The following is a 25,315-nucleotide window of genomic DNA, read 5'->3' on the forward strand; positions in this document are numbered from 1 at the left end:
AACCCCCCGCTAGGAGCACCCCCATGGCTGTCATCGACGTCACCGGCCCCAACCCGTACCAGGTCCACATTGGCCGTGGGTTGAACGAGCAGATCGCCCAGCGTGCGCAGGAGACTGGCGCACGCCAGGTGATGATCGTGCATCAAACGCCGCTGGCGGATACAGCGGAACAGCTGCGCACCCTGATCGAGGCCGCAGGCCTGAACGTCACACTCGCACCGATCCCGGATGCGGAAGACGGCAAGACCCTGCGCGTCGCAGGGGAGCTGTGGGACACGCTCGGCGCGCAGAACTTCTCACGCCAGGACATTGTCATCGGCCTTGGTGGCGGGGCGACAACAGACCTCGCTGGCTTTGTCGCTGCGGCGTGGATGCGTGGCATCAAGGTCATTCAGGTGCCTACGACGCTGCTGGCCATGGTCGACGCTGCCGTGGGCGGCAAGACCGGTATTAACACCGACGCCGGTAAGAACTTAGTCGGCGCGTTCCACGAGCCGGACTCCGTGTACATCGACCTAGACCGCCTGGACACCCTCGTGCATGAGGAGTTCGTCGCCGGCTCCGCAGAGATCATCAAGACCGGTTTCATCGCCGACCCGGTCATCCTGGACATCTATGAAGAAGCGGCGCAGAGCCCGGAGGGCGACGTTCCGAAGGACCGCATCGCCGAGCTGATCGAGCGTTCCGTCGCCGTCAAGGCCCGCGTTGTCGGCGAAGACCTCAAGGAATCCCACCTGCGAGAGATCCTCAATTACGGCCACACGCTGGGCCACGCCGTCGAAAAGCGCGAAGATTACCGCTGGCGCCACGGCAACGCTGTCGCTGTCGGCATGATCTTCGTTGCAGTGCTGGCGCGCAACCGTGGGCTCATCGATCAAGGGGTCGTTGACCGCCACCGCAGGATCTGCGCATCGGTCGGTTTGCCCACCACGTACGATCAGGATGCCTTCGAGGAACTATATGAAGGCATGACGCACGACAAGAAGAATCGCGACGGCCGCATCCGCTTCGTCGTGCTCGAAGGTATTGGTGCCACGACGCGCCTAGAAGATGCGACCATGGAGGAGCTGCGCGCAGCCTATAGTGAGTTGGCATGAAGGTACTCGTGCTCAACGGCCCCAATCTCAACCGTCTTGGCAAGCGGCAGCCCGAGATTTACGGCTCCGTGACGCTCGCCGATATCGAGGAGCGACTGAAAACGCGCGCGGGCGATCGTGCCGAGATTTACTTCCGGCAGTCGAATCATGAGGGCGTGCTTATCGACGCGATTCATAACGCCGCCGACAACGACTGGCCCGTCATCATCAACCCGGGCGGGTACACCCACACCTCCGTGGCTCTGCGCGACGCGCTCGTGGAACTGCAGAACGGACCCGGCTTCGTCGAGGTGCACATCTCGAATGTGCACGCGCGCGAGCCGTTTAGGCAGCATTCCTTCCTCTCGCCAATCGCGACCGGAGTCATCGCTGGCCTGGGGGCTGACGGTTACGAGCTGGCGTTGGAATACTTCCTGAGGAGGGCATGATGGGTTTCGCCGATTCCCGTTTCCTGACCCGCCGCCGCAAACTCTCGGCGGAACTGGCTGGTCAGCGTATTGACTCGTTTTTGTTGACCCACCCGGTCAACGTGCGGTATTTCTCCGGTTTCTCCGGCTCCAACGGTGCGCTGCTGGTGAACAAGGACCTCTCCGCCAAGATCGCCACCGACGGCCGTTACACCATGCAGATCGCGGCCGAAGTTCCGGACATTGAGGCAGAGATCGTCTCCACGCCGGCGGAAACTCTGATCGCCGGTGTGGCTGACGGCTGGCGCGTGGGCTTCGATGCCGCGCACATGACCGTCGACGGGTTGAACCGCCTGCAGAAGGTCTGCCCGGAGGGCGTGACACTCGTCCCGGTCACTGGAGTCGTCGAGGACATTCGCCTGATCAAAGACGGCTTTGAGATTCGACGTTTGACGGAGGCCGCCGACATTGCGGTGGGCGCGCTGACCGCGCTTATCGACGCTGGCGAGCTCCGCGCCGGCCGCACCGAACGCGAGATTGCTGCCGACCTCGAATACCGGATGCGCCTCGGTGGGGCAGAACGACCTAGCTTCGACACCATCGTCGCCTCCGGCCCGAACTCTGCCCTGCCGCACTACAGCGCCGGCGACCGGGTGCTTGAGGACGGTGATCTGGTCACCATCGACTTTGGTGCGCACTACCGCGGCTTCAATTCCGACATGACGCGCACGTTCTGCATCGGCCACGCCACAGATTTCTCCCGCGAGATCTATGGGGTGGTGCTCGACGCGCAGATGGCCGGGGTGAAGGCAGCGACGCCGGGGAGGGGACTGGCTGACGTCGATAAGCACTGCCGCGACATCATCGCTGATGCCGGATACGGCGAGCACTTCGTGCATTCCACCGGCCACGGCATTGGCCTGGACGTCCACGAGGCACCGTACGCGCGTGTCAAGGGTGTGGGCACGCTTGAGGAGAACATGACGCTCACCGTCGAACCGGGCATTTACGTGCCGGATAGGGGCGGCGTGCGCATCGAAGACACCGTGGTGATCACCTCTGGCGCGCCGCGGATCATTACCGAGTTCCCCAAGGAACTCACAGTCATTTAGTATCTAGCCTTGTTCGTGTAGCATGGGCATGTTTTGACGGCCCCCACAAGGAGGATTTCACGTGGCAACTACCGCCGACTTCAAGAACGGCCTTGTCCTCAACGTTGATGGCAAGCTCCAGCAGATCATCGAGTTCCAGCACGTCAAGCCGGGCAAGGGCCCCGCATTCGTGCGCACGAAGCTCAAGGATGTGGTCACGGGCAAGACCGTGGACAAGACCTGGAACGCCGGCGTCAAGGTGGAGACCGCGACTGTCGACCGCCGCGACATGACCTACCTGTACAACGACGGCCAGAACTACGTGGTCATGGACGACAAGACCTACGAGCAGTACGAGCTGCCCGAGGACAAGTTCGGCGACGCCGCCCGCTTCCTGCTGGAAAACATGCGTGTGCAGGTCTCCTTCCACGAGGGTGAGGCGCTGTTCGCCGAACTGCCGATCTCTGTCGACCTGGGCATTCAGCACACCGACCCGGGCCTGCAGGGCGACCGCTCCACCGGCGGCACCAAGCCGGCCACCTTGGAAACCGGCGCTGAGATCCAGGTTCCGCTGTTCCTCGAGACCGGCAACGTGGTCAAGGTGGACACCCGCACCGGCGAGTACCTCTCCCGCGTGAACAACTAAGATGCCCGACTACAAACGTCACGGCGCCCGTTACCGTGCGCGCCGCCGCGCTGTGGACATCCTCTTCGAGGCAGAGACCCGCGACGTCGACCCAGTGGCGATCGTGGAGGACCGCGCCGCTCTGGCCGGCGATCCCACGAACGCCGTCGCGCCTGTGGCTGACTACACCCGCGAGATCATCGCGGGTGCGGCCGCCGCCTTGGACGAGATCGACAACGCGATCGAGCGCTTCCTGTCCGACAACTGGGAGCTCAACCGGATCCCCGCCGTCGACCGCGCCATCCTGCGCGTGGCCACCTGGGAGATTCTCTACAACGACGAGGTTGAGCCGCCCATTTCCATCGCTAACGCTATGGAAATGTCCACCGAGTACGCCGGCGACAATGCGTCACCGTACATCCACGCCGTGCTCGACGACATCATCCAGGCACACGCGTCCAATGCGCCCGAGATCGCCCAGGAAACAGACGAGTTCGGGCAGTTCACCGACACCGCTGAAGCCGCGGTAGTCACAGAGAACACGGGCTTGGCTGCGACGTCGCTTATCGACGCTAATGCTGCGGAGCCAGCTGTGCCTTCCGAGGCGGAAGAGCCTTCCACCTCCGCCGAGACATCGAAGGAGCAGCAGCCCACCGATGGCCAAAGTAACGATTGAGGAGGCAGAGTCCCTCCGCGTTGGGCCTGACTTCGAGATTGCCTCCGTCGATCCGGCATCCACGCCGGGGCTTTCCGACGGCAACGTCGACAGCGCCTACTCCGACTTCGACGAAGAAATCGCCGAACTGCAGGAGTGCCTCTACGCTAACGGCCGCGCCGGTAATGAGAATGCTGGCTCGGTCTTGCTCGTCCTCCAGGGCATGGACACATCCGGTAAGGGCGGCATTGTCCGCAACGTCGTCGGCGACGTGATGGACCCGCAGGGTGTGCACATCAAGGCCTTCGGTAAGCCGACGGAAGAAGAGCGCAAACACGATTTCTTGTGGCGCATCCGCCCACACCTGCCGGAGCCGGGCGTGGTGTCTGTCTTCGATCGTTCCCACTACGAAGACGTCTTGGTCCAGCGCGTGAAGAACATGGCCCCGCCTGAAGAGATCGAACGGCGATACGAGGCAATCGTCGACTTTGAGAACGAAGCCGCTGCGAACGGCACCAAGATCATCAAGGTCATGCCGCACATCTCCAAGGACTTCCAGAAGGAGAACCTGCGTAAGCGTCTCGAGCGCGAGGACAAGCACTGGAAGTACAACCCTGGCGACATCGACGACCGTCAGCTGTGGGACGAGTACCAGAAGGCCTACGAGATCGCGATGACGCGTACCTCCACCGACGTCGCACCGTGGTACTGCATCCCGTCCGACGACAAGGATTACTGCCGCACCGTAGTCAAAACTCTGCTGGCACGCGCATTGCGCGAGCTCGACTTGTCCTGGCCGGAACCGGACTTCGATATCGAGACCGAACTCACGCGCCTCGAGGAGTCTTAGAGCCCGCGTCACCGGGGCGTGATTTGCCGGGCGATGTCAGGAACGCGCTCGGAATCCGGGTGGTCATCGAGCAGCCGGAGGTAGTCGCGTAGTTCACGCTCATTGTCAGCGGTCCGGCACTCCAGGTGCGCGTTCCAGAACCGGACGAGCGTCTCCGCGGCGATGTCCACGGCGTCGGGCAAGTGCACGATCGGGTGCAGATATTCTTCGACGAGAGAAAACACCCAGCCCATCGGCGCGTGCGAGGGGAGTACGTCGACGACGTACTGAATGAACTGATGATACTCGGAGGCGTTGTCGCTCTTCCACTCGTAAGCGAGCCCCGTCCAGCAACTGGGTGGATACGCGGACAGCTCGTCCATCGCGCTGTCGGCGTCAAGCGCATAGAAAGCCCCCATGACCTCGAAGAAGTCAACATCGTGCAGCGCCATGTGTCTTCAGGGGGCTACAGCGCTAAAAACTGCGCGTGGTGGTCACGGACGTGGAGGTGGAGGTCGGTGTCGACTCATCAACGGTCGCGAAGAGCACACCGAAGCCAATCACGAACGCTAATCCGCCATTACGGCCGTCGTGGGGTGGCTGGTTCCACTGATTCGACATGCTGCACTCCTCCCGCGATCAGGTTCAGCGTACATGACCGCCGCTCAGTGCTACTGCTCGAGTTCAGAATCTCCGCTGCTGCGCTCGGTTTCGGCTTGTTCCACTTCGGCCTGCGCCGCTTCGATCTGCTCGGAGAGGACAACCATCGCGTTGTGCGCGCTGACCACCTTGTCTACCGCGTCTGTGACAGTTGCGCGCAGTTGCGGATCGTTCATGCCCGCTGCGCAATGCACTTCGGACTCGGTGCGCACGATAAGATTCTCGGACCGGTTGCCGACAATCGCACGCGCGCCCACCAACGTCGAATTGACCTCGTTGGCAGCCAGGTACAGCGTCGCTTCCGGCGTGTCGGCGGGGGTATCGGTGGCGGAGTCAGCCCGGGCGATGAAGACGGAGTCCAGCAGCACGATCATGATTTGCAGGTCCTCGTGCAGCCCCTGGGCAACGCGGCCGGTGGAGTCTGCCTCTACACCGATGCCCGCTTGAGCAGCGGCGTCCACAATACGGTCAATAGTGACAGTCGAAACGTTGTTGTCGCTCACGGTTACTCCTCCCATGTCACAGCGGTCGGGAATGATTCAGCCAAGAAGTCGAAGGCCTGCAATGTCGCGTCGATCGAGGTGACCACGAAGGACCCGAGCTGATCGTCGGAAAGCCCCTGGGAAACGTCCAGCGAACGGATGCCGGTAATGACCAGGGTGTTCTCTTCGCTCTGGAAGAAACGCAGCGTCGGCGCGAAACGCGTCTGGTTGTACTCGTTCACAGCGAAGAGCAGCGACGAGGCGTCCATCGGGGTGAACTCGCCGCGCCACACGGACTCGAACACCAGCCGGCCGTCGTCGAAGGCGAACACCATCGCCGCGTTGACGAAGCCGGTGCGCAGCACCGTACGGGTTGGTTCGCCGGGGCCAGCGTCAGCTTCTTCGATGCGGTACTCGAGGTTTTCAGCGTCGAGCACAGCCGCAATGTCATTCACCGTGATATCGCGGGGCGTATCGACGTCCCCGTCTTCACCATTAGTTGGTCGTGTCACAGTAGTTCCTCCTTGCCGAGTTCGTGGTCGAGTGCTTCCTGCAGGGTGGGGTAGCGGAAGTGGTGGCCGAGCTCATTCAATTTTGCCGGCTCAACGCGCTGGTCGGCCAGCGCGAGCTCGCGGGCGCCTTCTTCACCCAGGAGCACCTTTGGGCCGAGCGAGGGGATGCCCATCAGCTCGGGGCGGTTGAGTGTCAAGGTCAGCGCCTTCGACATCTCGGCGTTCGTCACCGGGTTCGGGGCGGTGGCGTTGACGGGGCCGGAGAGCTGATCGTCGAAAAGCGCGCGGATGTAGATGTCCGTCAGGTCGTCGATGGCAACCCACGACATCCAGAAGTCGCCGTCGCCGAAGCGCGCCGACAGGGCAGTCGACGCGGAGAAGCGCAGCACCGGCAGCAGTCCGCCTTCACCGGACAGGACGAGCCCGGTGCGAATGTTCACGGTGCGCACACCGGTGTCGTGGGCGTAGTCGGTGGCGGCTTCCCACTCAGCAACGACCTCGGCGAGGAACCCATCGCCCTGGCCGTCAGCTTCGGTGTGGACGCGGTCGCCGGCGTTGGTGCCGTAGAAGCCGACGGCTGAGGCGGATACAAACGTCTCCACACCGGCGTCCGCTGCGGCTTGGGCCAGCTTGCGCGTCGGGCCGATGCGCGAGGAATAGATCTTCGATTTATGGGTGTCGGTGAACCGGCCCATGATGGACTCGCCGGCAAGGTGGATGACGGCATCGATGCCGCTGAAAAGCGATGCGTCCGGGTTCTCCATGTCCCAGTGGCGCTGGCCCTCCTCTGCGTCGCCGCGCACAAGCTGAACGACGGTGTGGCCGGCGGTCGTCAGCTGCGCACTCAAGGCGGAACCGACGAGCCCGCGCGAGCCGGTCATCGCGATCGTCTTCGGAGCGACGTCGGCAATCTGCTCGAGCCGGTCTTGGAACGCGAGGTCTTCGACGAGCTGGCGTTGGCGGTAGGCGAAGGCCGCCTTGAGCATGGCCTCCGGCACGCGCGTGTCCACGGTGTCGGTGATGCGGGTGCCGCTGTCTGCCTGCTCGAAGAGGTGGGTGTGCTTCCATTGGGTCGCCTGTTTGACGGGAGTGTTCTCTGCCACGTCGGCGAACTGGGAGCCCTCAACGTACTCCTCGGCGACGTGTTGCGCGATCCATTTCTGGCCGGCGGGCAGCTTGAGCACAGTGGTTCCGTCGCGTAGCGATTCAGCGCCGGCGACAACGCTCATCGGCAGAAAAGGCGGGGTCAGGCGCTGCACGGCGCCCGGGCGGGTGTGCCACTCCCAGACGCGCTCAAGCGGCGCGGGCACGAGGTGGGTGGTGGTGATCGACATTGGGAACCTGCTTTACGCGTTTGAGTGATAATCTTGCGGGTGTCGTTCAAAAGCTGGTCTCCAGCTTAGACACGCACACAGAAACGCATCCTTTAAATTCCGCACAGAGAGGCGGGGAAGGAGGTTCGATGAGTGCCACACAGTTGCTTGACGCCAACGACGTGTCGCGCACGATTGCACGCATCGCGCATCAAATCATCGAGAAAACAGCGCTTGATGCACCCGACGCACCGTCGGTCATTTTGCTGGGGATTCCGTCGGGGGGAGTGCCGCTGGCAAAGCGCATCTCCGCGGCGATCGCAGAGTTCGCCGGGGTCACCGTCCCGGTTGGCAGTTTAGATGTCACGCTGTACCGCGACGATCTGCGGGCACGTCCGCACCGCGCCCTGTTGCCCACCGACATTCCGGTCGACATCAACGACGCGATCGTGGTGCTTATCGACGATGTCTTGTACTCCGGCCGCACCATCCGCGCCGCCCTCGATGCCATTGCGGACATCGGGCGACCGCAGGTCATTCAGCTGGCGGTGCTTGTTGACCGCGGACACCGCGAGCTGCCGATCCGCGCGGATTACGTGGGCAAGAACATTCCCACCTCGCGCAGTGAGGATGTCGAAGTCACCCTCACGCCGATCGACGACTCCGACGGCGTCACCTTGATCAAGGACGGTGAATGATGAAGCACCTGATCAGCATCGCGGACTTGTCCCGCGAAGAAATCATCGGCCTGATGGATGAGGCGGACCGGTTCCGCGAAGCCCTCGACGGCCGCGAGATGAAAAAGCTGCCGACGCTGCGCGGGCGGACGGTGTTCACGCTGTTCTACGAGAACTCCACGCGCACACGCTCGTCTTTTGAGACAGCGGGCAAATGGATGAGCGCCGATGTCATCAACGTCTCTGCCTCTAGCTCGTCGGTGAAAAAGGGCGAGTCACTCAAGGACACCGCCCTGACCATCGAGGCGGTCGGCGCGGATGCGATCATCATGCGGCACCCGGCCTCCGGCGCGCCTAATCTGCTGCGCCAGTGGGTGCCGGATGCGAGCATCATCAACGCCGGCGACGGCCAACACCAGCACCCCACCCAGGCGCTTCTCGACGCTGTGACGATGCGCCAACACATCGGCGACCTAGAGGGCAAGAAAGTGCTCATCGTCGGCGACTGCTTGCACTCGCGCGTGGTGCGGTCGAACGTGGACTTGCTCTCGGCGCTTGGCGCGACGGTTGTGCTGGTCGCCCCGCCGACGCTCTTGCCGGCCGGTGTGGAGACCTGGCCGTGCAAGGTGTGCTACGACTTCGATGCCGAGTTGGAGGGCGGTGCTGACGGGGTCGCGCCCGATGTAGTGATGATGCTGCGCGTTCAGGCGGAGCGCATGCTCGGCGGGTTCTTCCCGTCCCACCGCGAATACGCCACCTTGTACGGGTTGTCGGAAGCTCGCGCTGACAAACTGGGTAGTGATGCCCTGATCATGCACCCCGGCCCGATGCTGCGCGGCATGGAGATCAACTTCGCCGTCGCCGACCGCCCCAACGCGGTGGTTCTGAACCAGGTGACCAACGGCGTGTACACCCGCATGGCGGTCCTATTCACCTTGCTGGCGAGCGGAGAGGAGATCTAGATGACCACGCTTGCGATCAACAACGTCCGCCCTTACGGCGAGGACACGACCAACATCCTCATCCGCGACGGTGTCATCGCGGAGATGGGGGATTCCCGCTTTGACGCCGCCGACACGATCGACGCTGATGGCCACGTGCTGCTGCCGGGGCTCGTCGATATGCACGTGCACCTGCGTGAGCCCGGCCGCGAGGACACCGAGACCATCGCTACCGGCTCCGATGCCGCCGCCAAGGGCGGTTTCACCGCCGTGTTCACCATGGCGAACACTCAGCCGGTCATTGACCAGCCTTTCCTCGCCGAAGCGGTATGGGAAAAGGGCCAGGCCTACGGTAAGTGCGACGTCTACCCGGTCGGCTCCATCACGCAGGGCCTGGAGGGCAAGCAGCTCACCGAGATCGGGCTGCTCGCCCGCAACCACGTCCGCATGTTTTCTGACGACGGCCGCTGCGTCAACGACCCGCAGCTGATGCGCCGCGCGATCGAGTACGCCAAGGCTCACGACGTCGTGCTGGCACAGCACGCTGAAGACCACCGAATGACCGAGGGCGCCAGTGCACACGAAGGCGCCAACGCCGCCCGCCTCGGCCTGCGCGGTTGGCCGCGTGTGGCCGAAGAGTCCATTGTCGCACGCGATCTCATCATGACCCGCGACTACGGCGGCCGCTACCACATCTGCCACGCCTCCACCGAGGGCACCGTGGCGCTGCTGCGCTGGGCTAAGGAACAGGGGATCGAGGCCACCGCCGAGGTCACACCGCACCACCTGCTGCTCACCGACGCCAAGCTGGAAACCTACGACGGCCTCTTCCGCGTCAATCCGCCGCTGCGCGAACACCGCGACACCATCGCGCTGCGCGACGCGCTTCTCGACGGCACCATCGACGTCATCGCTACCGACCACGCCCCCCACGGCTCCGAAGACAAGTGCGTGGAATTCGAGCACGCGAAGCCGGGGATGCTCGGGCTGGAGACGTCGTTAAGCATTGTGGCGCATGTATTTGTCGAGTCGGGCCTGGCTGACTGGCGCTTTGTCGCGCGCGTCATGAGCGAGCGGCCCGCCGAAATTCTCGGCCTATCCGACCAGGGCCGCCCCATTGCGGTTGGGGAGCCGGCGAACCTGACGCTCGTCGACCCGGACGCCGGATGGACCGCGCACGGCGCGGACATGGCCTCGAAGGCGAACAACACCCCCTACGAGAACATGAACTTCAACGCCTGCGTGAGCGCCACCATCCTCCGCGGCACCCCGACATTCCTGCGCTAACCAGCACTCAAGAGACAAAAGGAGCACTACAATGAGCACCACCCGCATCCCGGCCGTGCTGGTCCTTGCCGACGGAAAGACCTTCCCCGGTTTCGCCTTCGGTGCCAGCGACGCCGCAAACCCGGTCTTCGGCGAAGCCGTGTTCACCACGGCCATGACCGGCTACCAAGAGACCATGACCGACCCGTCGTACCACCGCCAGATTGTCGTAGCAGCCGCCCCGCAGATCGGCAACACCGGCTGGAACGACGAGGACAACGAATCCCACGACAACCGGATCTGGGTCGCCGGCTTGGTCATCCGTGACCTGTCGCGCACCGTGAGCAACTGGCGCGCGCAACGCAGCCTCGACGACGAGATGAAGTCCCAGAACATCCCCGGCATCTACGGTGTGGATACCCGCACTCTGGTGCGCCACCTGCGCAACTACGGCTCGATTGCTGCTGGGATCTTCCTTGGTGAGGAGGCAGGTGAGTCCGTCGATAAGCTTGTCGCGCGCGTGAACGAGCAACCATCGATGGAAGGCGCCGACCTCGCCGGCGAAGTTTCCACCGACGAGACCTATGTCATCCCAGCGGAGGGGGAGAAGCGCTTCACAGTTGTCGCCTATGACATGGGAATTAAGACCGCCACGCCGCGGCATTTCGCGCAGCGCGGGATCGAGACTGTCGTCGTGCCGGCCAACACGCCGGTCGACGAGGTACTTGGCCACAACCCCGACGGCGTGTTCATCTCCAACGGCCCGGGCGACCCGGCAACTGCCGACACGATGGTCGACGTCACGCGCGGCGTCATCGAGAAAGGCATTCCACTGTTCGGCATCTGCTTCGGCAACCAGATCCTCGGCCGCGCGCTGGGACTGGAGACCTACAAGCTCAAATTCGGCCACCGGGGTGTGAACATCCCGGTGAAAAACCACGTCACCGGCAAGATCGACATCACCTCGCAGAACCACGGCTTTGCCTTGCAGATGCCGGACGGATTCACAGCAGACGATGTCAAGGACGGCCGCACCTTCGACACTGACTTCGGCCCTGCCGTGGTCACCCACACCTGCTTGAACGACGACGTCGTCGAAGGCGTCGCCCTGGAAACCGGCATGGCCTACTCCGTGCAGTACCACCCCGAGTCCGCAGCCGGGCCGCACGACGCAAACCCGCTTTTTGACCAGTTCATCGGCCTGATGGAGAACCACTCGGCCAATGGGAAGGATGCTTAAATGAAACGCGAAGACATCAACCACGTCCTGGTCATCGGCTCCGGTCCGATCGTCATCGGCCAGGCCTGCGAATTCGATTACTCCGGCACCCAGGCTTGCCGCGTGCTCAAAGAAGAAGGCCTGCGCGTCACCCTGATCAACTCCAACCCGGCGACGATCATGACCGACCCGGAGTTCGCCGACCACACCTACGTCGAGCCGATCACGCCGGAGTACATCGACATGATCCTCGCCCGTGAGGCGGAGCAGGGCAACCCCGTCGACGCGATTCTCGCGACTCTCGGTGGACAAACGGCGCTCAACGCCGCGATTCAACTGGACCGCCAGGGCATCCTGGACAAGCACGGCGTGGAGCTCATCGGTGCCAACATCGATGCGATCGAACGCGGCGAAGACCGCCAGATGTTCAAGGACATCGTGGAGAAGATCGGCGGCGAGTCCGCCCGCTCCCGTGTCTGCTTCAACATGGACGAGGTCCGCGACACTGTCGCTGAGCTGGGTCTACCCGTCGTCGTCCGCCCGTCGTTCACCATGGGCGGCCTCGGCTCTGGCCTGGCGTTCACCATGGAGGACCTCGAGCGCATCGCCGGCGACGGGTTGGAAGCATCCCCGGAAGCGAACGTCTTGATCGAGGAGTCCATCCTTGGCTGGAAAGAATTCGAGCTGGAGCTCATGCGCGACGGCGATGACAACGTTGTGGTCATCGCGTCGATCGAGAACGTCGACGCGCTCGGCGTGCACACGGGCGACTCTGTCACCGTCGCTCCAGCGCTGACGTTGACGGACCGCGAGTACCAGACGATGCGCGACCAAGGCATCGCGATCATCCGCGAAGTCGGCGTGGATACCGGCGGCTGCAACATCCAGTTCGCGGTCAACCCGGTCGACGGGCGCATCATCACCATCGAGATGAACCCGCGTGTGTCCCGTTCTTCGGCATTGGCGTCAAAGGCGACCGGTTTCCCGATTGCGAAGATCGCCTCCAAGCTCGCCATCGGCTACACGCTCGACGAGATCACCAATGACATCACCGGCGTCACCCCGGCCGCGTTCGAGCCCGCGCTCGACTACGTGATCGTGAAGATGCCGCGTTTCGCCTTCGAGAAATTCCCCGGCGCCGATGACACGCTGGGCACCTCCATGAAGGCGGTCGGCGAGGCCATGGGCATCGGCCGCAACTACATCCAGGGCCTGAACAAAGTCATGCGCTCCATGGAGGACAAGCCGAACGGTTTCTGGACGCGCCCGGATGCTTACTTCGCCGAAGGCCGCGAAAACGACCTCGCTGCGGTGCTCGATGACCTGCGCGTGCCCACCGATAAGCGCCTTTATGACGCAGAACTCGCGCTGCGGCTTGGCGCCTCCATCGACCAGGTCTACGAAGCATCCAGCATCGACCCGTGGTTCCTCGCCGAGCTCAAGGCGCTCGTCGACTTCCGGCAGACGCTTATCGACGCCCCCGTGCTCGACGCTGAGCTGCTGCGCGAGGCCAAGGTCTACGGGCTGTCCGACGCTCAGATCGCAGCCCTGCGCCCGGAGCTCGCCGGCGAAGACGGCGTGCGCTCCCTGCGCTGGTCCCTGGGCGTCCACCCCGTGTACAAGACCGTGGACACCTGCGCCGGCGAGTTCGAGGCGCAGACGCCGTACCTCTACTCCGCGTACGAGTACGACCCGAACGCCGAGTCCGAAGTCTCGTCTTCTGGCGCGGGCGCTGGCGACAATTCCCGCGAGAAGGTCATCATCTTGGGCTCCGGCCCGAACCGCATTGGCCAGGGCATCGAGTTCGACTATTCCTGCGTTCACGCAGCACTAGAGCTCTCGCGCGTCGGCTACGAAACGGTCATGGTCAACTGCAACCCGGAGACCGTGTCCACGGACTATGACACCGCCGACCGCCTCTACTTCGAACCGTTGACGTTCGAGGACGTCATGGAGATCTACCGCGCGGAGCGGGAAAGCGGCACTGTCGCCGGCGTGATTGTTCAGCTCGGTGGCCAGACCCCGCTCGGCCTTGCGCAGAAGCTTGCCGCCGCCGGCGTCCCGGTCGTGGGCACTACCCCCGAAGCCATCAACCTGGCCGAAGACCGTGGCGAATTCGGCAAGGTGCTCGAGGCCGGCAAGCTGCCCGCCCCGGCGTTCGGCACCGCGACCTCCTTCGAGGAGGCGCGTACGGTGGCTGGGTCGATCGGTTACCCGGTGCTGGTCCGCCCGTCCTACGTGCTCGGCGGCCGCGGCATGGAAATCGTGTACGACGAGGCCAGCCTGGAGGACTACATCAACCGTGCCACTGAGCTGACCCCGGATCACCCGGTGCTGGTGGACCGCTTCCTGGAGGGCGCGATCGAGATCGACGTCGACGTACTGTCCGACGGCACCGACATTTACCTCGGCGGCGTCATGGAGCACATTGAGGAAGCCGGCATTCACTCCGGCGACTCCGCCTGCGCGCTGCCGCCGATGACGATCGGCCCGGAGGACATTGAGAAGGTCCGCCGCTCCGCCGTCGCACTCGCCGAAGGCATCGGTGTCAAGGGTCTGATGAATGTGCAGTTCGCTCTGAAGGACGACATTCTCTACGTGATTGAGGCCAACCCGCGTGCGTCGCGCACGGTCCCGTTCGTCTCCAAGGCGACCGGCGTGCACATGGCGAAGGCTGCCTCGCGCATCATGATGGGCTCCACCATCGCTGAGCTTATCGACGAAGGTCTGCTTCCCCGCACCTACGACGGCGGGTCCTTGCCACTCGAGCACCCGATCGCAGTCAAGGAAGCAGTCTTGCCGTTCACCCGATTCCGCAGCCCAGAGGGCAAGGTCATGGACACCACTCTTGGCCCGGAGATGAAGTCCACCGGTGAGGTCATGGGCCTGGCACCCAGCTTCGGTGTGGCCTACGCCAAGGCCGAGGCGGCTGCTTTCGGCGCGCTGCCGAAGGAGGGCACGGTGTTTGTGTCGGTGGCCAACCGCGACAAGCGTGCGGTGATCTTCCCCATCCAGCGCCTGTTCACGATGGGCTTCCGGATCGTGGCCACCGGCGGTACCGCCCAGATGCTGCGCCGCAACGGGATTGACTGCGAGACCGCGCTGAAGGCCTCCGAGGTGCGTGACGGTGCCGACGGCAAGTCGATCGTCGACCGGATTTACGACGGTGAGATCGACATGATCCTCAACACCCCTGCCGGCTCCGGCAGCGCCCGCCAGGACGGCTACGAGATCCGCGCAGCCGCCGTGACCAGCAACGTGCCGCTGATGACAAACGTGCAGGGCATCGTCGCTGCGGTCCAGGGCATCGAAGCTCTGCGCGCCAACGAGATTACCGTGACCAGCCTGCAAGAACTCGAGCACACCCCCGCAACTACGGAGGCGAAGTAGTGGCGCGCGCACCTTTTGGTGAGCGGCTCGCCGCGGCAGGCGACGACTTCGGTCGGCTCTGCGTCGGCATCGACCCGCACGAGTCGCTCCTGCGTGACTGGGGCTTGAGCTGCGACGTCGACGGCCTGCGAGAGTTCTCGCGCCGGTGCGTGGACGCCTTCGTCGGCCACGTCGCGTTGATCAAGCCGCAAGTCGCCTTTTTCGAGCGCTTCGGCGCCGCGGGGTTCGCGGTGCTCGAGGAGACGTTGGAGCAGATCCGCGAAAGCGAGAGCTTGAGCTGCGCCGACGCGAAACGCGGCGACATTGGCTCGACGATGGAGGGCTACGCCTACGCCTGGCTCGACGACCGCTCGCCGCTGCGGGCCGACGCGGTGACACTCACCCCGTACCTCGGCGCCGGATCGCTCACACCAGCGATTGAGATGGCGGGGCGTGAGGGCCGGGGCGTGTTCATCATGGCGGCGAACTCGAATCCGGAAGCTGAAGCTCTGCAATCGCAAACGCTGTCCGGCACCGGCACGACGCTCGCGCAGACCATGGTCGATGAGTGCGCCGACTACAACCGCGGTATGCGCATCGGGCACGTCGGGGTGGTGGTCGGTGCGACCGTCGCAAAGCCTCCCGTGCTTGACGGACTCAATGCTCCCGTGCTCATGCCCGGCGTCGGCGCGCAGGGCGCAACGCTTGACGACGTCACCCGCATCGCCGGCGATAACCTGGCCTTTCCCAACGTTTCCCGCTCGGTTCTCAGCGCCGGACCCGACACCTCTGAACTGCGGAAACGTGCGAAAGCGCTGGTGGGGCGCGCGTAGTGGCGACCCTAGTTAACAGCTCAACTAAAACTGCTGGTAGGTTATAGGCGTTGACGCGGCCACATGCGCTGACATGGCAAAATGCAGTCGTGTCGATCGCGTCAGAAAATTCCCAGTGATACACTTGCCCGAAGTCGGCAGATTGCAGCGATGTAATTCGCGGCGTCGGCGCCGGACAGGTTCATCCCTGGTCCGTTTTCACCAGACCCAACAGACCCCAATAGACATGGAGGAACCCAGTGGCCCTTCCCGAACTGACCCCGGAACAGCGCCAGGAAGCACTCGCTAAGGCTGCCGAGGCACGCAAGCAGCGCGCCGAGCTCAAGGCATCCCTCAAGCGTGGAGACACCGACCTCAAGCAAGTCCTGGACAAGGCTGAGTCCGACGAGATCATCGGCAAGACCAAGGTCTCCGCACTCCTCGAGGCAATGCCGAAGGTGGGCAAGGTCAAGGCTCGCGAGATCATGGAGGAACTCGAGATCGCCCAGACCCGCCGTCTGCGCGGCCTCGGCGACCGTCAGCGCCGCGCTCTGCTCAAGCGCTTCGGCTTCGACGCTTAAGGCACAATCCGTGACAAACGTGAACGGGAAGGGCCGGCTGGTAGTTTTGGCTGGCCCTTCCGCCGTTGGTAAGTCAACCATCGTGCGGCGGCTGCGCGAGGCGGTCGAGGACCTATATTTCTCCGTTTCTATGACCACCCGCGACCCGCGCCCTGGGGAAGTGGACGGCAAGGACTACTTCTTTGTCACTCGGGAGGCATTCCAGAACCGCATCGACTCCGGCGAGATGCTCGAGTGGGCTGAGATTCACGGCGGCCTGCAACGTTCCGGCACTCCGGCGCAGCCCGTGCGCGAGGCGCTGGCGGCTGGCCGGCCGGTTCTCGTCGAAGTCGACCTGGAAGGTGCCCGCAACATCAAGGCGATCATGCCTGAGGCAGTGACCGTCTTCCTGGCGCCCCCGTCCTGGGAGGTGCTCGTCGAGCGTCTTACCGGCCGCGCCACCGAGTCCGATGACGTTATTGCGCGCCGACTTGAAACGGCTCGCGCTGAGCTCGCCGCCCAAGACGAATTCGACGACGTCATTATCAACAATGACCTGGATGACGCGGTCCAAGAGATCAATGATATTCTCTTGAGCGTCCGCCGTCCGAACAACGAATAGGTGTGAGCATGACCAACGACCTAGCTAATGCAGAAGCCAACGAGCACGTGTACGACGCGCCCGAAGGCATTACCGCCCCGCCTATCGACGAACTGCTGACCAAAGTCTCCTCCAAGTACGCCCTGGTGATCTTCGCCGCTAAGCGCGCCCGCCAGATCAACAGCTACTACCAGGAGCAGGACGAGGGCGTGTTCGAGTTCATCGGCCCCCTGGTCACCCCGCAGCAGGGCGAGAAGCCGCTGTCCATCGCTCTCCGCGAGATCGAAGCAGGCTTGCTGGAGCACGAAGAGGGCCAGTAAGCACCCACGCTTCAAGGCGCGAGCTTATCGACGTTTATGTCGGAGCTCGCGCCTTTTAATATTCGTCCGATTCCGGGCGCGCCAAACTGCCCGGCGACCGCCCTGCGGACCGGGTCATGTTGAGTGGCGCTTATCTGGCCATTGCGTGGCTGGATCGTTGCTTCGGTGTGGGGATCTCACCGAAAAGGGTTGTCATTGCGCCGTACGGGTGGCGTGTATTCGCCCGCGGGTGGCCAGTCGGGGAGACCCAGGTGGGGCGCCCGTTATTGATGGCGATGCGGCCGCGTTTGTGGATGTGGTCGTCATCGTCGTTCATGCGATTGTGGTAGCTGCACAAAACGGTGAGGTTGTTCATGTTAGTGGGCCCGCCGTTCTTCCACGGGTCGACATGGTGGATCTCGCAGTGCTCGGCCGGCATGCGGCAGTCCGGGCTCGCGCAGATCGGTTGCGTCGCCTTGGCCAACGTGCGTTGCTTCGGGCTGGCGAAACGACGGCTGCGGTAGAGGTTGACTGGACCCTCCGTAGGGTGGAACAACGCGACTTCGAGGCCGTGCACGCCGTTGGCGAAGTAGGAGGCCAGGAAATCGGCGCCGGTGATCGTGGTGCCGTCGGTCAGCCCAAGCACGACCTCATCCCCTTCACCTGCGATGATGCGTGACAGCTCAGGGGCTGGCACGAGAATCAACGGTCGGGGCGCTGCGTGAGGAACACCCGCACCGCTGCGCATGAGCTCCTCGAAGGCGGCGGCCATCTGGGGCCCGGCGGGGTGATCGGCGTCGATATCTGCTCTCAGCGCGGCTTCGAGGTCGGCCATGACGTGCTCGCATGCGGTGATGACCGCGGTGCGTAGTCCGTTGCACGACGTGCTGACGCGGACGGACTTGTTCGGGCTCGGCTTTCTGGCTGGGACGATGCTTTTGGCGAGGCTGCGCAGCGCTTGGCACGTCGTCACGCTTGTCGACGCTTTAAGCAACCGCCCCCTGAACTCCCCGCGCTGCGCGTCCGACTCCAGATGGCTGATGCTGCGTTCAATCACGGCGAGCATGTCAAGGCTAATCGCAGCCTCGCGGGCCGCCGAAGCGGCGTCACGTTGATCCCGGGCCGCTTGAGTCGAGCGCGTGGGCCCGAAGTACGCACTGTGGACGAGTTGCCATTCGCCAACGCGCGCGGGGGACAAGCCCGCAGCGAGCGCGGCAGACCGGTCGAAGCCCGACAAGGCGTCTAACGGTGCCTCTGCCACAGCTTGTATTAGCGAAGTGAAGTTCATGTTTCTCAGGCTAACGACGCCTCAAGACCCGGTAAAGCGTGCGTTGCGCACTACAGTGTGCAACGCAAACGGTGTTAGGGATCGCAGGTTGCAGCTTCCTTCCACGCCCGGAAAGTGCATCTAGCCAGCGTAAATGTCGAATCAAGACGCTGGTTACCCTAATTTGGGGGTGCCGCCGATTTTGTTTGTTTTGATGAGTTTTCCGTTATGCGACACGCGTTCCCACCTGCCATTAGCTGATGGTTGCCTGAGCAATCAAATTCGTATGCAGAGCGCTTCCGGTCGCGCATCCTGCGGCACCGGATAAGATCATTTTCACCACCAAGGTTAGGTCTAGGGGTCTGAACACCGAGGTGGTAGCTAGCCAGAGTCAGCACTAACCGACGATGATCCGCCGCGCTGGGAAAGGACGGGGGAAATGAGAGATCGGGGGTTCTCCATCGTCATTGGGGTTATGTTGGCGCTAACTCTAGCTGGCTGCGGTTTGGAAGTTCAGAACTTGGGCATACCAGCCCAGGGAGACAACCAGACCGAGGGCGGTTTACCGGCCACAGGGGAACCGGAAGTGGAACGCCCAGCGTTCCACTTCCGGAGCGGAACTCTTGAGCTAGGGGACTTCGTTTACGAAGACATCAAAGATAACCTCTTTGACCCCTGCCAAGAGATTTCCGCTGAAGAGTTTGCAAAAATCGGATTCAAATCAACGGGGCAAACTCAGAATCTGCGTGACGTTGAAGGCCTAAGTTGCCCAATGACAAGCTCGGATTCAATGAACGGTTATGCACTGGGAACAATTCCAGTTTCTTTGAAGGAGTTGGAAGCAAGCGGGGTGGATTCCGCAGTTGGTGTCTCGGATGTCGTACCTGGTCTATTCACCTACCGGGGCCGGGAACGCGCAGGTCTGAGTTGCGTGGCCGCGGTGGACACTGAGCGCGGGCAACTTGGAGCAATCGTCGGGGTAGGTCTCGAGGAAACGGATTACGATGCTCTGTGTGCGAAAGCCGTAGACATCATGGAAAGCCTTTACAAGATCGTTTGACAGCTTTTGGGGGAGCTTTATGGGTTTGAACTGGGATGCGGGGTCCATAGACCAGGCGTCTGGCGTACTGCGGGATGCTAGTAGCGGTTTAGTTAGTAGCAAAATCGGGTTCGGCTTCGGCGGTGCGGGGGCTTACTCGCAGGTCTCAGGGCTTGACAGTGCGGGCTCTATGCACATGGATATCAGTTCCGTCAGTGAACCGGAGGCTACTAAGGCTTTGGCTGAGCTCCTTAAAAACGCTGCGGACATATTGCGGTTCAACTCGGCTGCGTTTCGAAACATGGACTTAATGAACGCCACTGCGTTCGACCAGGTCGATGGCGGTGCAGCGCGTGCGCGCACGGAGGAGAAGATCGATTCGCTCACCGTTGCTAAGCCGACTACGAGCCTGTTCGCGGCTTTGAACCCTTTTGCTGGACGTCCCTTCAGTCTGGAGACCCTATTTGGCCAGCTCATCGCGACGGATGTTGGTTCGATGACGGGTATCTCGGAGAACTGGCTCGGTACAGCCACATCCGTCGGGGACGCTGTGAGCGCTATTCCGCAGGCGCTCAGTCTGCTGGCATCGTCGTCGGAGACTCCCGCAATCCAGCGCGCCATGTCTCATCTCAGTTCTGTGGAAATCGCCGGCACCGCGTATTCGGCCAAGGCGGGGATATTGGCTGCGCATACTGCAGACCTTGTTCTTGTGACGGAATCCAATTCACTTCAAACGGCGTCGGCGTTAGCGGTGATGAGGGCGTCAGGGAGTCCAGGCCTGGCAAAGGCGTTCGAAGAGACGTTTCTTGAAACATTCTCCCCGAAACTGACGGCCGAATTGGTGCCGGTAACCCCCAGCTTTACGCAACTGCTCTTGCCTTTGGATTCTCCAAGCGGTGGCGGTTCCGGGGTGACGGCGCCGGACGTTCAGGCCGGTCGTGCTTTCGAGTCGATTCCGCTGCCCAAGGTGATGCAGGACGCGTTTGCGGACGCCGGCTACGGTGAACTTGCCCGTGCTACAACGCCAGCCGAGGTCATCTCTCAAGTCGGCCGCCCCAACCCCGACATGTTGCAATCTATCGCTGCCGGTGCGACTCCGACCCAGGCGGCGAGTGCGGCAGCGCCTTCACTTCCGCCTCTGCCGGCGGGCGCTGGGGCTTCTTTGCCGGGTAGCTTGTCGGCACCAGTCGGTGGCGCAATGACTGGTGGCGGGCCTGGCTTGGCAGTGGCACCGATGGGGAATCCGGGCCGTGCCGGCGGCGGGTCGGCAGCTGCTGCGTCAGGCTTTGGTGGCGCGCCGTTCGCTGGCGCGGGGGCCGGCACAGGAGCAGGCACTGGCGGAGCCCGGGGGACAGGTGGACTCGGCCGCATGGGTGCTGGCGGCTTCGGCACTGGCGGCTTTGGAGCCGGAGCAGGCGCAGGCGGGCTTGGTGCCGGATCGGGCTCCGGTGCGGGAGGCCTGGGAGCAGGTGCGGGTGCCGGAGCGGGAGGTCTTGGCCCCGGTGTGGGCGCTGGACCGGGCGCAGGAGCAGGTGCGGGTGCTGGCGGCGCGGGGTCGAACACCTTCATTGGCGGTCAGGGCAACCAAGCAGCACGTGGTGGTGCTGCGGGTGTGCCGGGGGCCTACGGCGGTGGAGCCAACCGCGGCCGGAAGGGCAAGAAGGGCCGGGTGCAGGCGGTCACGTCTGCTGTCGAGCGCGAAGGCAACCTTAAGGCGCTGCTCGGCGAGGCACCCGAAGTGGTGCCGGGTGTGATCGGCGCGTGGGTGCGCGAACCGCGCAGATAGCCGCGACCGGGCTGTGGCCAGGCGGATAGTTGCGGCCGGGCAGTGCGGGAGGAGCGACCAGATTATGGCCGCTACTGCAGGTAAGCTCGGACCACATGAGCGACCAGTCTGCAGATATGACCTTTGAGCACACGCCCCTCAATGTCGTCGTTGGTGTTGCCGGAGGCATTGCGGCCTATAAGGCGTGCCACCTCGTCCGCGAGTTCACCGAAGCGGGGCATAGCGTGCGCGTCGTGCCTACCCCGGCCGCACTGAACTTCGTCGGCGCCGCTACGTTCGAGGCTCTTTCGGGCAACCCGGTGGATACGGGCGTGTTCGCGAAGGTGGATGAGGTCCAGCACGTCCGCGTGGGCAAGGAGGCCGACCTCATTGTCATCGCCCCGGCGACAGCGGACACCATCGCGCGCATCGCGGCAGGCAGGGCGGATGATCTGTTGACGGCAACTGTGCTCGTCGCCACGTGTCCGGTGGTGCTCGCCCCGGCAATGCACACGGAGATGTGGGAGAACCCGGCTACGCGCGACAACGTTGCAACGCTGCGCCGCCGCGGCGTGATCGTGCTCGAACCTGCCCACGGCCGGCTGACGGGCACGGACACTGGTGCGGGTCGCATGTTGGAGGCGGAGCAGATTGCGGAGATGGCGCGCACCGTCGTCAAGCGGGGGCGGTTTGAGCGCTCGCTGGAGGGCAAGAAGGTCGTCATCAGCGCCGGCGGAACGCAGGAGAATATTGATCCCGTGCGCTTCATCGGTAACCGGTCCTCGGGGCGCCAGGGGTTTGCGCTCGCGGACATCGCTGTACACCGTGGGGCGGACGTCACGATCGTCGCCGGTGCCACGGATGAGCTGTTCACCCCACCGGGCGCGAACATCGTCAGGGTGCGCTCCACCCGTGACATGGAACAGGCGGTCAATGACGCGGCGGAAGGCGCAGACATCGTCATCATGGCCGCCGCCGTTGCCGATTACCGCCCAGAGGAAGAGGCGACCAGCAAGCTGAAGAAGGGCCAGGCGGACGACTCGCTCAGCACCGTGAAGTTGGTGGAGAACCCGGACATTTTGAAGGGGCTCGTCGACAAGCACGTGCCTGCGACGATCGTGGGATTCGCGGCGGAGACAGACACCCCGCTCGAGCACGGCAAGGCGAAACTCGCGCGCAAGGGCGCGGACATGCTCATGGTCAATGACGTCAGTGGCGGCAAAGTGTTCGGTGAGAAGCGCAACAGCGGCTGGCTGCTGTCGAAGGACGGCGGCGTTGAGGAGGTCGCCGACGGCACAAAGCACGAGGTGGCGGCCGGTATTTGGGACGCGATAGAGAAGCTGTTGCCCAATTAGACCGCTTGGTCTATTCTTGGGCACCATGACCTTCCACCGCCTTTTCACCAGCGAGTCCGTGACCGAGGGCCACCCGGACAAGATTTGTGACGCCATTTCTGACACCATTCTCGACGACATGCTCGCCCAGGACCCGCATTCGCGTGTGGCGGTGGAAACGCTCGTGACCACCGGCCAGGTGCACGTGGTGGGCGAGGTGACCACCCAGGCCTACTCGAACATTGCGAAGCTGGTGCGCGACAAACTCGTCGAGATCGGATTCACCTCTTCGGAGGTCGGATTCGACGGTCGCACCTGCGGCGTGAACATCGCGATCGGTGACCAATCCGCGGAGATTTCCGACGGCGTGACGGATTCACTCGAGGTTCGCTCCAACGAGTCGACCGAAGCGGAGGACAAGGCCGGTGCCGGCGACCAGGGCCTCATGTTCGGCTACGCCACCGACGAGACGCCCGAGTTCATGCCGCTGCCGATCTCCACGGCCCACCGCCTGTCGCGCCGCCTGACGCAGGTGCGCAAGGACGGCATTGTGCGCGGCTTGCGCCCGGACGGCAAGACGCAGGCCACCTACGCCTACGACGGTGACACACCCGTCTACCTGGACACTGTGGTCATCTCTACGCAACACGATCCGGACTTCACGGGCCAGGAGCTTGTCGACGCACTGCGCACCCACGTCCTCGAGCACGTCCTCCGGGAAGCGGGCCTGGAAGACTTCTTAACCGACGAGACGAAGCTGCTGGTCAACCCGTCGGGATCCTTCGTGCTCGGCGGACCGATGGGGGATGCGGGGCTGACCGGCCGAAAGATCATCGTGGACACCTACGGTGGCATGGCCCGCCACGGCGGCGGCGCGTTCTCCGGCAAAGATCCGTCGAAGGTGGATCGTTCTGCGGCGTACGCGATGCGTTGGGTGGCCAAGAACATTGTCGCCGCAGGCCTGGCCAAACGCGTCGAGGTCCAGGTCGCCTACGCGATTGGCCGGGCGACGCCGGTGGGTCTCTACGTGGAGACCTTCGGCACCGCAGCTGAAGGACAGACCAGTGAGTCTATTCAGCAGGCTGTGGAAAAGGTCTTCGACCTGCGCCCCGCGGCGATCATCCGCGAGCTCGACCTGCTGCGCCCGATCTACGCGCCGACGGCGGCGTATGGCCACTTCGGCCGCACCGACGTGGACTTCCCGTGGGAGGCGCTGGACAAGGTCGACGACCTGAAGGCCGCCGCCGGAATCTAGTCGCGCGGTTCGCGCTCGTCGCGGGTTTCGCCCCATTGCCGCTTCTGCGCCTCCGATTTCCGGTGGTTGCGCAACGCGACAATGCCCACCACGATGCCGACGACGATCGGCAGCCAAATATTGCTGTGCTCGATGACCACTTTCACCCATTCGGGCAGCTCCGGCAGGTCCGGGATATCCAGCGAGAGGTCGAAGGTCGGCAGGTTCATCTGCGGCAGGTTCGGCACCGGTAGATCCATATGCGGCGGCGAAGGCAGGGTGATGTCTGGTATCTCCCAGTCCGGAAGCAGCCGCGCCAGCAGGGGCCCGAGCAGCAGGATCAGCAGAGCCCAGCCACCTTTGCCCAGCCCCTCGAGGATAGGGATTGCGGTGCGCTTCAGGTCGCTCGACTCCATCGCTTGACGACGTTTCTCACCCCGGCTCCCCGGTGGCGGATCGAACTCCACAACTGTGTCGCCCTCGCGGAAGTCGATTTGCAGGATCTCCCTGAAGGGGCTCACAACGACCTTCAGGTTGGGTTTGCTGCGGTCGACACCGAGGGTCGCCATGGGGCGCAGTTCGTCTGGCGCGCCTTGGGAGGGAGCGCGGACGAATAGGTGAAAGCGGTCGGATTCGAGTTGCTCGAAGCGGTGTTGGGGGCGGCCGTCGACAAGCACTTCGACGCGGGTGCGCGGATTGCGGAACCTCGATTGGGCGCGCTCAACGAGCGACGAGTCTGCGGTGAGCTGCGTGCCGCCGCTCTTTTCGTCGTCACTGCTGCTGGGCCAATCGGAGTGGATGTCCCGGAACTCCTGGTCGAAACCGGCGCGGACCTCAATGAGGCCGTATTCGGGGTGGCGCAAACTCCACGTTTCCATGGGTTAAGCCTCCTCGGGGCGCGCAGGCGCCTTTGGTGACAGCGTCGCGCCAATCGCCGCAGCCGCCGCGGTGAGGAGGAAACACCCGAACGCGTATATGAAGGTCCCGTCGTTGAAGTAGAGGATCTTGGCGATGGCGAAGCCCGCGCCGGTGAAGAAGGGCAGCGACCACGTGAACCGGTGGGTGTAGCCGTCGATAAGCCCGGCGATGGCGGCGGTGGCGAAGATGAACGCAATGACGAGCGCGACGCTGCCGAGGGGAATGAGCACGAGCGGCCCCACCACGTAGGCGGCCATCACGATGTAGGGGGTCGCTTTAGTCCAGCCAGTTCTCTCTTCGTCCATGGCCTCACACTCTAGGCGCTGCCGGGGGCCGGGCGTGA

The 25,315-nt window shown here is 63.5% G+C and carries 27 protein-coding genes; 19 read left to right on the forward strand and 8 right to left on the reverse strand.

Annotated features, from left to right (window positions below):
- Positions 1-23: 23 nt before the first annotated feature.
- From aroB to KBX19_RS04165, 6 genes are all read left to right on the forward strand, one after another.
- Complete coding sequence (gene aroB / locus KBX19_RS04140) at positions 24-1,097, forward strand: 3-dehydroquinate synthase (protein ID WP_255997581.1); 1,074 nt, start codon at positions 24-26, stop codon at positions 1,095-1,097.
- A complete protein-coding gene (aroQ, locus tag KBX19_RS04145) occupies positions 1,094-1,525 on the forward strand; it encodes a type II 3-dehydroquinate dehydratase (protein ID WP_255997582.1) in 432 nt (143 codons plus the stop codon). Before aroB ends, aroQ begins: the two co-directional genes overlap by 4 nt.
- Complete coding sequence (locus KBX19_RS04150; protein ID WP_255997584.1) at positions 1,525-2,616, forward strand: Xaa-Pro peptidase family protein; 1,092 nt, start codon at positions 1,525-1,527, stop codon at positions 2,614-2,616. Before aroQ ends, KBX19_RS04150 begins: the two co-directional genes overlap by 1 nt.
- A gap of 61 nt (positions 2,617-2,677) precedes the next feature.
- Positions 2,678-3,241 (forward strand): elongation factor P, encoded by a 564-nt coding sequence (gene efp, locus KBX19_RS04155; protein WP_005289983.1) that lies wholly within the window; start codon positions 2,678-2,680, stop codon positions 3,239-3,241.
- A gap of 1 nt (position 3,242) precedes the next feature.
- Positions 3,243-3,896 carry a transcription antitermination factor NusB gene (gene nusB, locus KBX19_RS04160; protein ID WP_370686996.1) on the forward strand — a complete coding sequence of 218 codons (654 nt, stop codon included), beginning with the start codon at positions 3,243-3,245 and terminating at the stop codon, positions 3,894-3,896.
- Complete coding sequence (locus KBX19_RS04165) at positions 3,877-4,725, forward strand: PPK2 family polyphosphate kinase (RefSeq protein WP_255997587.1); 849 nt, start codon at positions 3,877-3,879, stop codon at positions 4,723-4,725. The genes nusB and KBX19_RS04165 overlap by 20 nt, the downstream gene beginning before the upstream one ends.
- A gap of 8 nt (positions 4,726-4,733) precedes the next feature.
- Here KBX19_RS04165 and KBX19_RS04170 read toward each other — a convergent pair whose 3' ends face one another.
- Genes KBX19_RS04170 through KBX19_RS04190 form a run of 5 tightly spaced genes read right to left on the reverse strand, consistent with a single transcriptional unit; the run spans position 4,734 to position 7,692 of the window.
- Positions 4,734-5,156: a hypothetical protein gene (locus KBX19_RS04170; RefSeq protein ID WP_255997588.1), complete on the reverse strand. Its 423-nt coding sequence runs from the start codon at positions 5,154-5,156 to the stop codon at positions 4,734-4,736.
- Between the two features lie 22 nt (positions 5,157-5,178).
- A complete protein-coding gene (locus KBX19_RS04175; protein ID WP_005289991.1) occupies positions 5,179-5,325 on the reverse strand; it encodes a hypothetical protein in 147 nt (48 codons plus the stop codon).
- 50 nt (positions 5,326-5,375) lie between these two features.
- Entirely contained in the window at positions 5,376-5,867 is a 492-nt protein-coding gene (locus KBX19_RS04180) for a hypothetical protein (RefSeq protein ID WP_050748810.1), read from the reverse strand.
- A 2-nt stretch (positions 5,868-5,869) separates the two neighbouring features.
- A complete protein-coding gene (locus KBX19_RS04185) occupies positions 5,870-6,358 on the reverse strand; it encodes a YbjN domain-containing protein (RefSeq protein WP_255995333.1) in 489 nt (162 codons plus the stop codon).
- A complete protein-coding gene (locus KBX19_RS04190) occupies positions 6,355-7,692 on the reverse strand; it encodes a TIGR01777 family oxidoreductase (RefSeq protein WP_255997589.1) in 1,338 nt (445 codons plus the stop codon). Before KBX19_RS04190 ends, KBX19_RS04185 begins: the two co-directional genes overlap by 4 nt.
- A 128-nt stretch (positions 7,693-7,820) precedes the next feature.
- On the opposite strand from KBX19_RS04190, the gene pyrR reads away from it, so the two are divergent.
- The 9 genes from pyrR (at position 7,821) to rpoZ (ending at position 17,436) form a co-directional block, all read left to right on the forward strand.
- On the forward strand, positions 7,821-8,369 hold the full coding sequence (gene pyrR, locus KBX19_RS04195) for a bifunctional pyr operon transcriptional regulator/uracil phosphoribosyltransferase PyrR (RefSeq protein WP_255997590.1): 549 nt from the start codon (positions 7,821-7,823) through the stop codon (positions 8,367-8,369).
- The gene (locus KBX19_RS04200) at positions 8,369-9,310 is read left to right on the forward strand and encodes an aspartate carbamoyltransferase catalytic subunit (RefSeq protein ID WP_255995367.1); all 942 of its coding nucleotides are present in this window, start codon (positions 8,369-8,371) and stop codon (positions 9,308-9,310) included. Before pyrR ends, KBX19_RS04200 begins: the two co-directional genes overlap by 1 nt.
- Entirely contained in the window at positions 9,311-10,576 is a 1,266-nt protein-coding gene (locus KBX19_RS04205; RefSeq protein ID WP_255997592.1) for a dihydroorotase, read from the forward strand.
- 31 nt (positions 10,577-10,607) lie between these two features.
- Positions 10,608-11,795, forward strand: coding sequence for a glutamine-hydrolyzing carbamoyl-phosphate synthase small subunit (gene carA / locus KBX19_RS04210; RefSeq protein WP_255997594.1), 1,188 nt, complete (start codon positions 10,608-10,610; stop codon positions 11,793-11,795).
- Positions 11,796-15,164 (forward strand): carbamoyl-phosphate synthase large subunit, encoded by a 3,369-nt coding sequence (gene carB / locus KBX19_RS04215; RefSeq protein WP_255997596.1) that lies wholly within the window; start codon positions 11,796-11,798, stop codon positions 15,162-15,164.
- Positions 15,164-15,976, forward strand: coding sequence for an orotidine-5'-phosphate decarboxylase (gene pyrF, locus KBX19_RS04220; protein ID WP_255997597.1), 813 nt, complete (start codon positions 15,164-15,166; stop codon positions 15,974-15,976). The genes carB and pyrF overlap by 1 nt, the downstream gene beginning before the upstream one ends.
- Positions 15,977-16,215: 239 nt before the next feature.
- The gene (gene mihF / locus KBX19_RS04225; protein ID WP_255997598.1) at positions 16,216-16,536 is read left to right on the forward strand and encodes an integration host factor, actinobacterial type; all 321 of its coding nucleotides are present in this window, start codon (positions 16,216-16,218) and stop codon (positions 16,534-16,536) included.
- A gap of 10 nt (positions 16,537-16,546) precedes the next feature.
- On the forward strand, positions 16,547-17,137 hold the full coding sequence (gene gmk, locus KBX19_RS04230) for a guanylate kinase (protein ID WP_040423680.1): 591 nt from the start codon (positions 16,547-16,549) through the stop codon (positions 17,135-17,137).
- An 8-nt stretch (positions 17,138-17,145) separates the two neighbouring features.
- Positions 17,146-17,436 carry a DNA-directed RNA polymerase subunit omega gene (gene rpoZ / locus KBX19_RS04235; RefSeq protein ID WP_255997600.1) on the forward strand — a complete coding sequence of 97 codons (291 nt, stop codon included), beginning with the start codon at positions 17,146-17,148 and terminating at the stop codon, positions 17,434-17,436.
- 130 nt (positions 17,437-17,566) lie between these two features.
- On the opposite strand, the gene KBX19_RS04240 is transcribed toward rpoZ, so the two are convergent.
- Positions 17,567-18,703 (reverse strand): HNH endonuclease signature motif containing protein, encoded by a 1,137-nt coding sequence (locus tag KBX19_RS04240; protein ID WP_255997601.1) that lies wholly within the window; start codon positions 18,701-18,703, stop codon positions 17,567-17,569.
- A gap of 418 nt (positions 18,704-19,121) precedes the next feature.
- Between KBX19_RS04240 and KBX19_RS04245 the strand changes: the two genes are divergently transcribed.
- The 4 genes from KBX19_RS04245 to metK all read left to right on the forward strand — a co-directional run bounded on the left by KBX19_RS04245 (position 19,122) and on the right by metK (position 24,075).
- Entirely contained in the window at positions 19,122-19,742 is a 621-nt protein-coding gene (locus KBX19_RS04245; protein ID WP_255997603.1) for a DUF3558 family protein, read from the forward strand.
- A 289-nt stretch (positions 19,743-20,031) separates the two neighbouring features.
- Positions 20,032-21,507, forward strand: coding sequence for a hypothetical protein (locus tag KBX19_RS04250; RefSeq protein ID WP_255997709.1), 1,476 nt, complete (start codon positions 20,032-20,034; stop codon positions 21,505-21,507).
- A 95-nt stretch (positions 21,508-21,602) separates the two neighbouring features.
- Entirely contained in the window at positions 21,603-22,841 is a 1,239-nt protein-coding gene (gene coaBC / locus KBX19_RS04255; RefSeq protein ID WP_255997604.1) for a bifunctional phosphopantothenoylcysteine decarboxylase/phosphopantothenate--cysteine ligase CoaBC, read from the forward strand.
- 25 nt (positions 22,842-22,866) lie between these two features.
- Positions 22,867-24,075: a methionine adenosyltransferase gene (gene metK / locus KBX19_RS04260; protein WP_255997605.1), complete on the forward strand. Its 1,209-nt coding sequence runs from the start codon at positions 22,867-22,869 to the stop codon at positions 24,073-24,075.
- Here the strand turns inward: metK and KBX19_RS04265 are convergent.
- Complete coding sequence (locus KBX19_RS04265) at positions 24,072-24,932, reverse strand: hypothetical protein (protein ID WP_255997606.1); 861 nt, start codon at positions 24,930-24,932, stop codon at positions 24,072-24,074. The genes metK and KBX19_RS04265 overlap by 4 nt on opposite strands.
- A 3-nt stretch (positions 24,933-24,935) precedes the next feature.
- Positions 24,936-25,277, reverse strand: a complete 342-nt coding sequence (locus KBX19_RS04270) for a hypothetical protein (RefSeq protein WP_255997607.1) — start codon at positions 25,275-25,277, stop codon at positions 24,936-24,938.
- Positions 25,278-25,315: the final 38 nt, after the last annotated feature.

The sequence above is a fragment of the Corynebacterium sp. CCUG 71335 genome, from assembly GCF_024454075.1.
GTDB lineage: Bacteria > Actinomycetota > Actinomycetes > Mycobacteriales > Mycobacteriaceae > Corynebacterium > Corynebacterium genitalium.

Bases quoted from the DNA above. Each gene is read 5' to 3' on its own strand.
- aroB (WP_255997581.1), top strand. From the start codon at position 24: ATGGCTGTCATCGACGTCACCGGCCCCAACCCGTACCAGGTCCACATT.
- aroQ (WP_255997582.1), top strand. From the start codon at position 1,094: ATGAAGGTACTCGTGCTCAACGGCCCCAATCTCAACCGTCTTGGCAAG.
- KBX19_RS04150 (WP_255997584.1), top strand. From the start codon at position 1,525: ATGGGTTTCGCCGATTCCCGTTTCCTGACCCGCCGCCGCAAACTCTCG.
- nusB (WP_370686996.1), top strand. From the start codon at position 3,243: ATGCCCGACTACAAACGTCACGGCGCCCGTTACCGTGCGCGCCGCCGC.
- KBX19_RS04165 (WP_255997587.1), top strand. From the start codon at position 3,877: ATGGCCAAAGTAACGATTGAGGAGGCAGAGTCCCTCCGCGTTGGGCCT.
- KBX19_RS04170 (WP_255997588.1), bottom strand. From the start codon at position 5,156: ATGGCGCTGCACGATGTTGACTTCTTCGAGGTCATGGGGGCTTTCTAT.
- KBX19_RS04175 (WP_005289991.1), bottom strand. From the start codon at position 5,325: ATGTCGAATCAGTGGAACCAGCCACCCCACGACGGCCGTAATGGCGGA.
- KBX19_RS04190 (WP_255997589.1), bottom strand. From the start codon at position 7,692: ATGTCGATCACCACCACCCACCTCGTGCCCGCGCCGCTTGAGCGCGTC.
- pyrR (WP_255997590.1), top strand. From the start codon at position 7,821: ATGAGTGCCACACAGTTGCTTGACGCCAACGACGTGTCGCGCACGATT.
- KBX19_RS04200 (WP_255995367.1), top strand. From the start codon at position 8,369: ATGAAGCACCTGATCAGCATCGCGGACTTGTCCCGCGAAGAAATCATC.
- KBX19_RS04205 (WP_255997592.1), top strand. From the start codon at position 9,311: ATGACCACGCTTGCGATCAACAACGTCCGCCCTTACGGCGAGGACACG.
- carA (WP_255997594.1), top strand. From the start codon at position 10,608: ATGAGCACCACCCGCATCCCGGCCGTGCTGGTCCTTGCCGACGGAAAG.
- carB (WP_255997596.1), top strand. From the start codon at position 11,796: ATGAAACGCGAAGACATCAACCACGTCCTGGTCATCGGCTCCGGTCCG.
- rpoZ (WP_255997600.1), top strand. From the start codon at position 17,146: ATGACCAACGACCTAGCTAATGCAGAAGCCAACGAGCACGTGTACGAC.
- KBX19_RS04240 (WP_255997601.1), bottom strand. From the start codon at position 18,703: ATGAACTTCACTTCGCTAATACAAGCTGTGGCAGAGGCACCGTTAGAC.
- KBX19_RS04245 (WP_255997603.1), top strand. From the start codon at position 19,122: ATGAGAGATCGGGGGTTCTCCATCGTCATTGGGGTTATGTTGGCGCTA.
- KBX19_RS04250 (WP_255997709.1), top strand. From the start codon at position 20,032: ATGAACGCCACTGCGTTCGACCAGGTCGATGGCGGTGCAGCGCGTGCG.
- coaBC (WP_255997604.1), top strand. From the start codon at position 21,603: ATGAGCGACCAGTCTGCAGATATGACCTTTGAGCACACGCCCCTCAAT.
- metK (WP_255997605.1), top strand. From the start codon at position 22,867: ATGACCTTCCACCGCCTTTTCACCAGCGAGTCCGTGACCGAGGGCCAC.
- KBX19_RS04265 (WP_255997606.1), bottom strand. From the start codon at position 24,932: ATGGAAACGTGGAGTTTGCGCCACCCCGAATACGGCCTCATTGAGGTC.
- KBX19_RS04270 (WP_255997607.1), bottom strand. From the start codon at position 25,277: ATGGACGAAGAGAGAACTGGCTGGACTAAAGCGACCCCCTACATCGTG.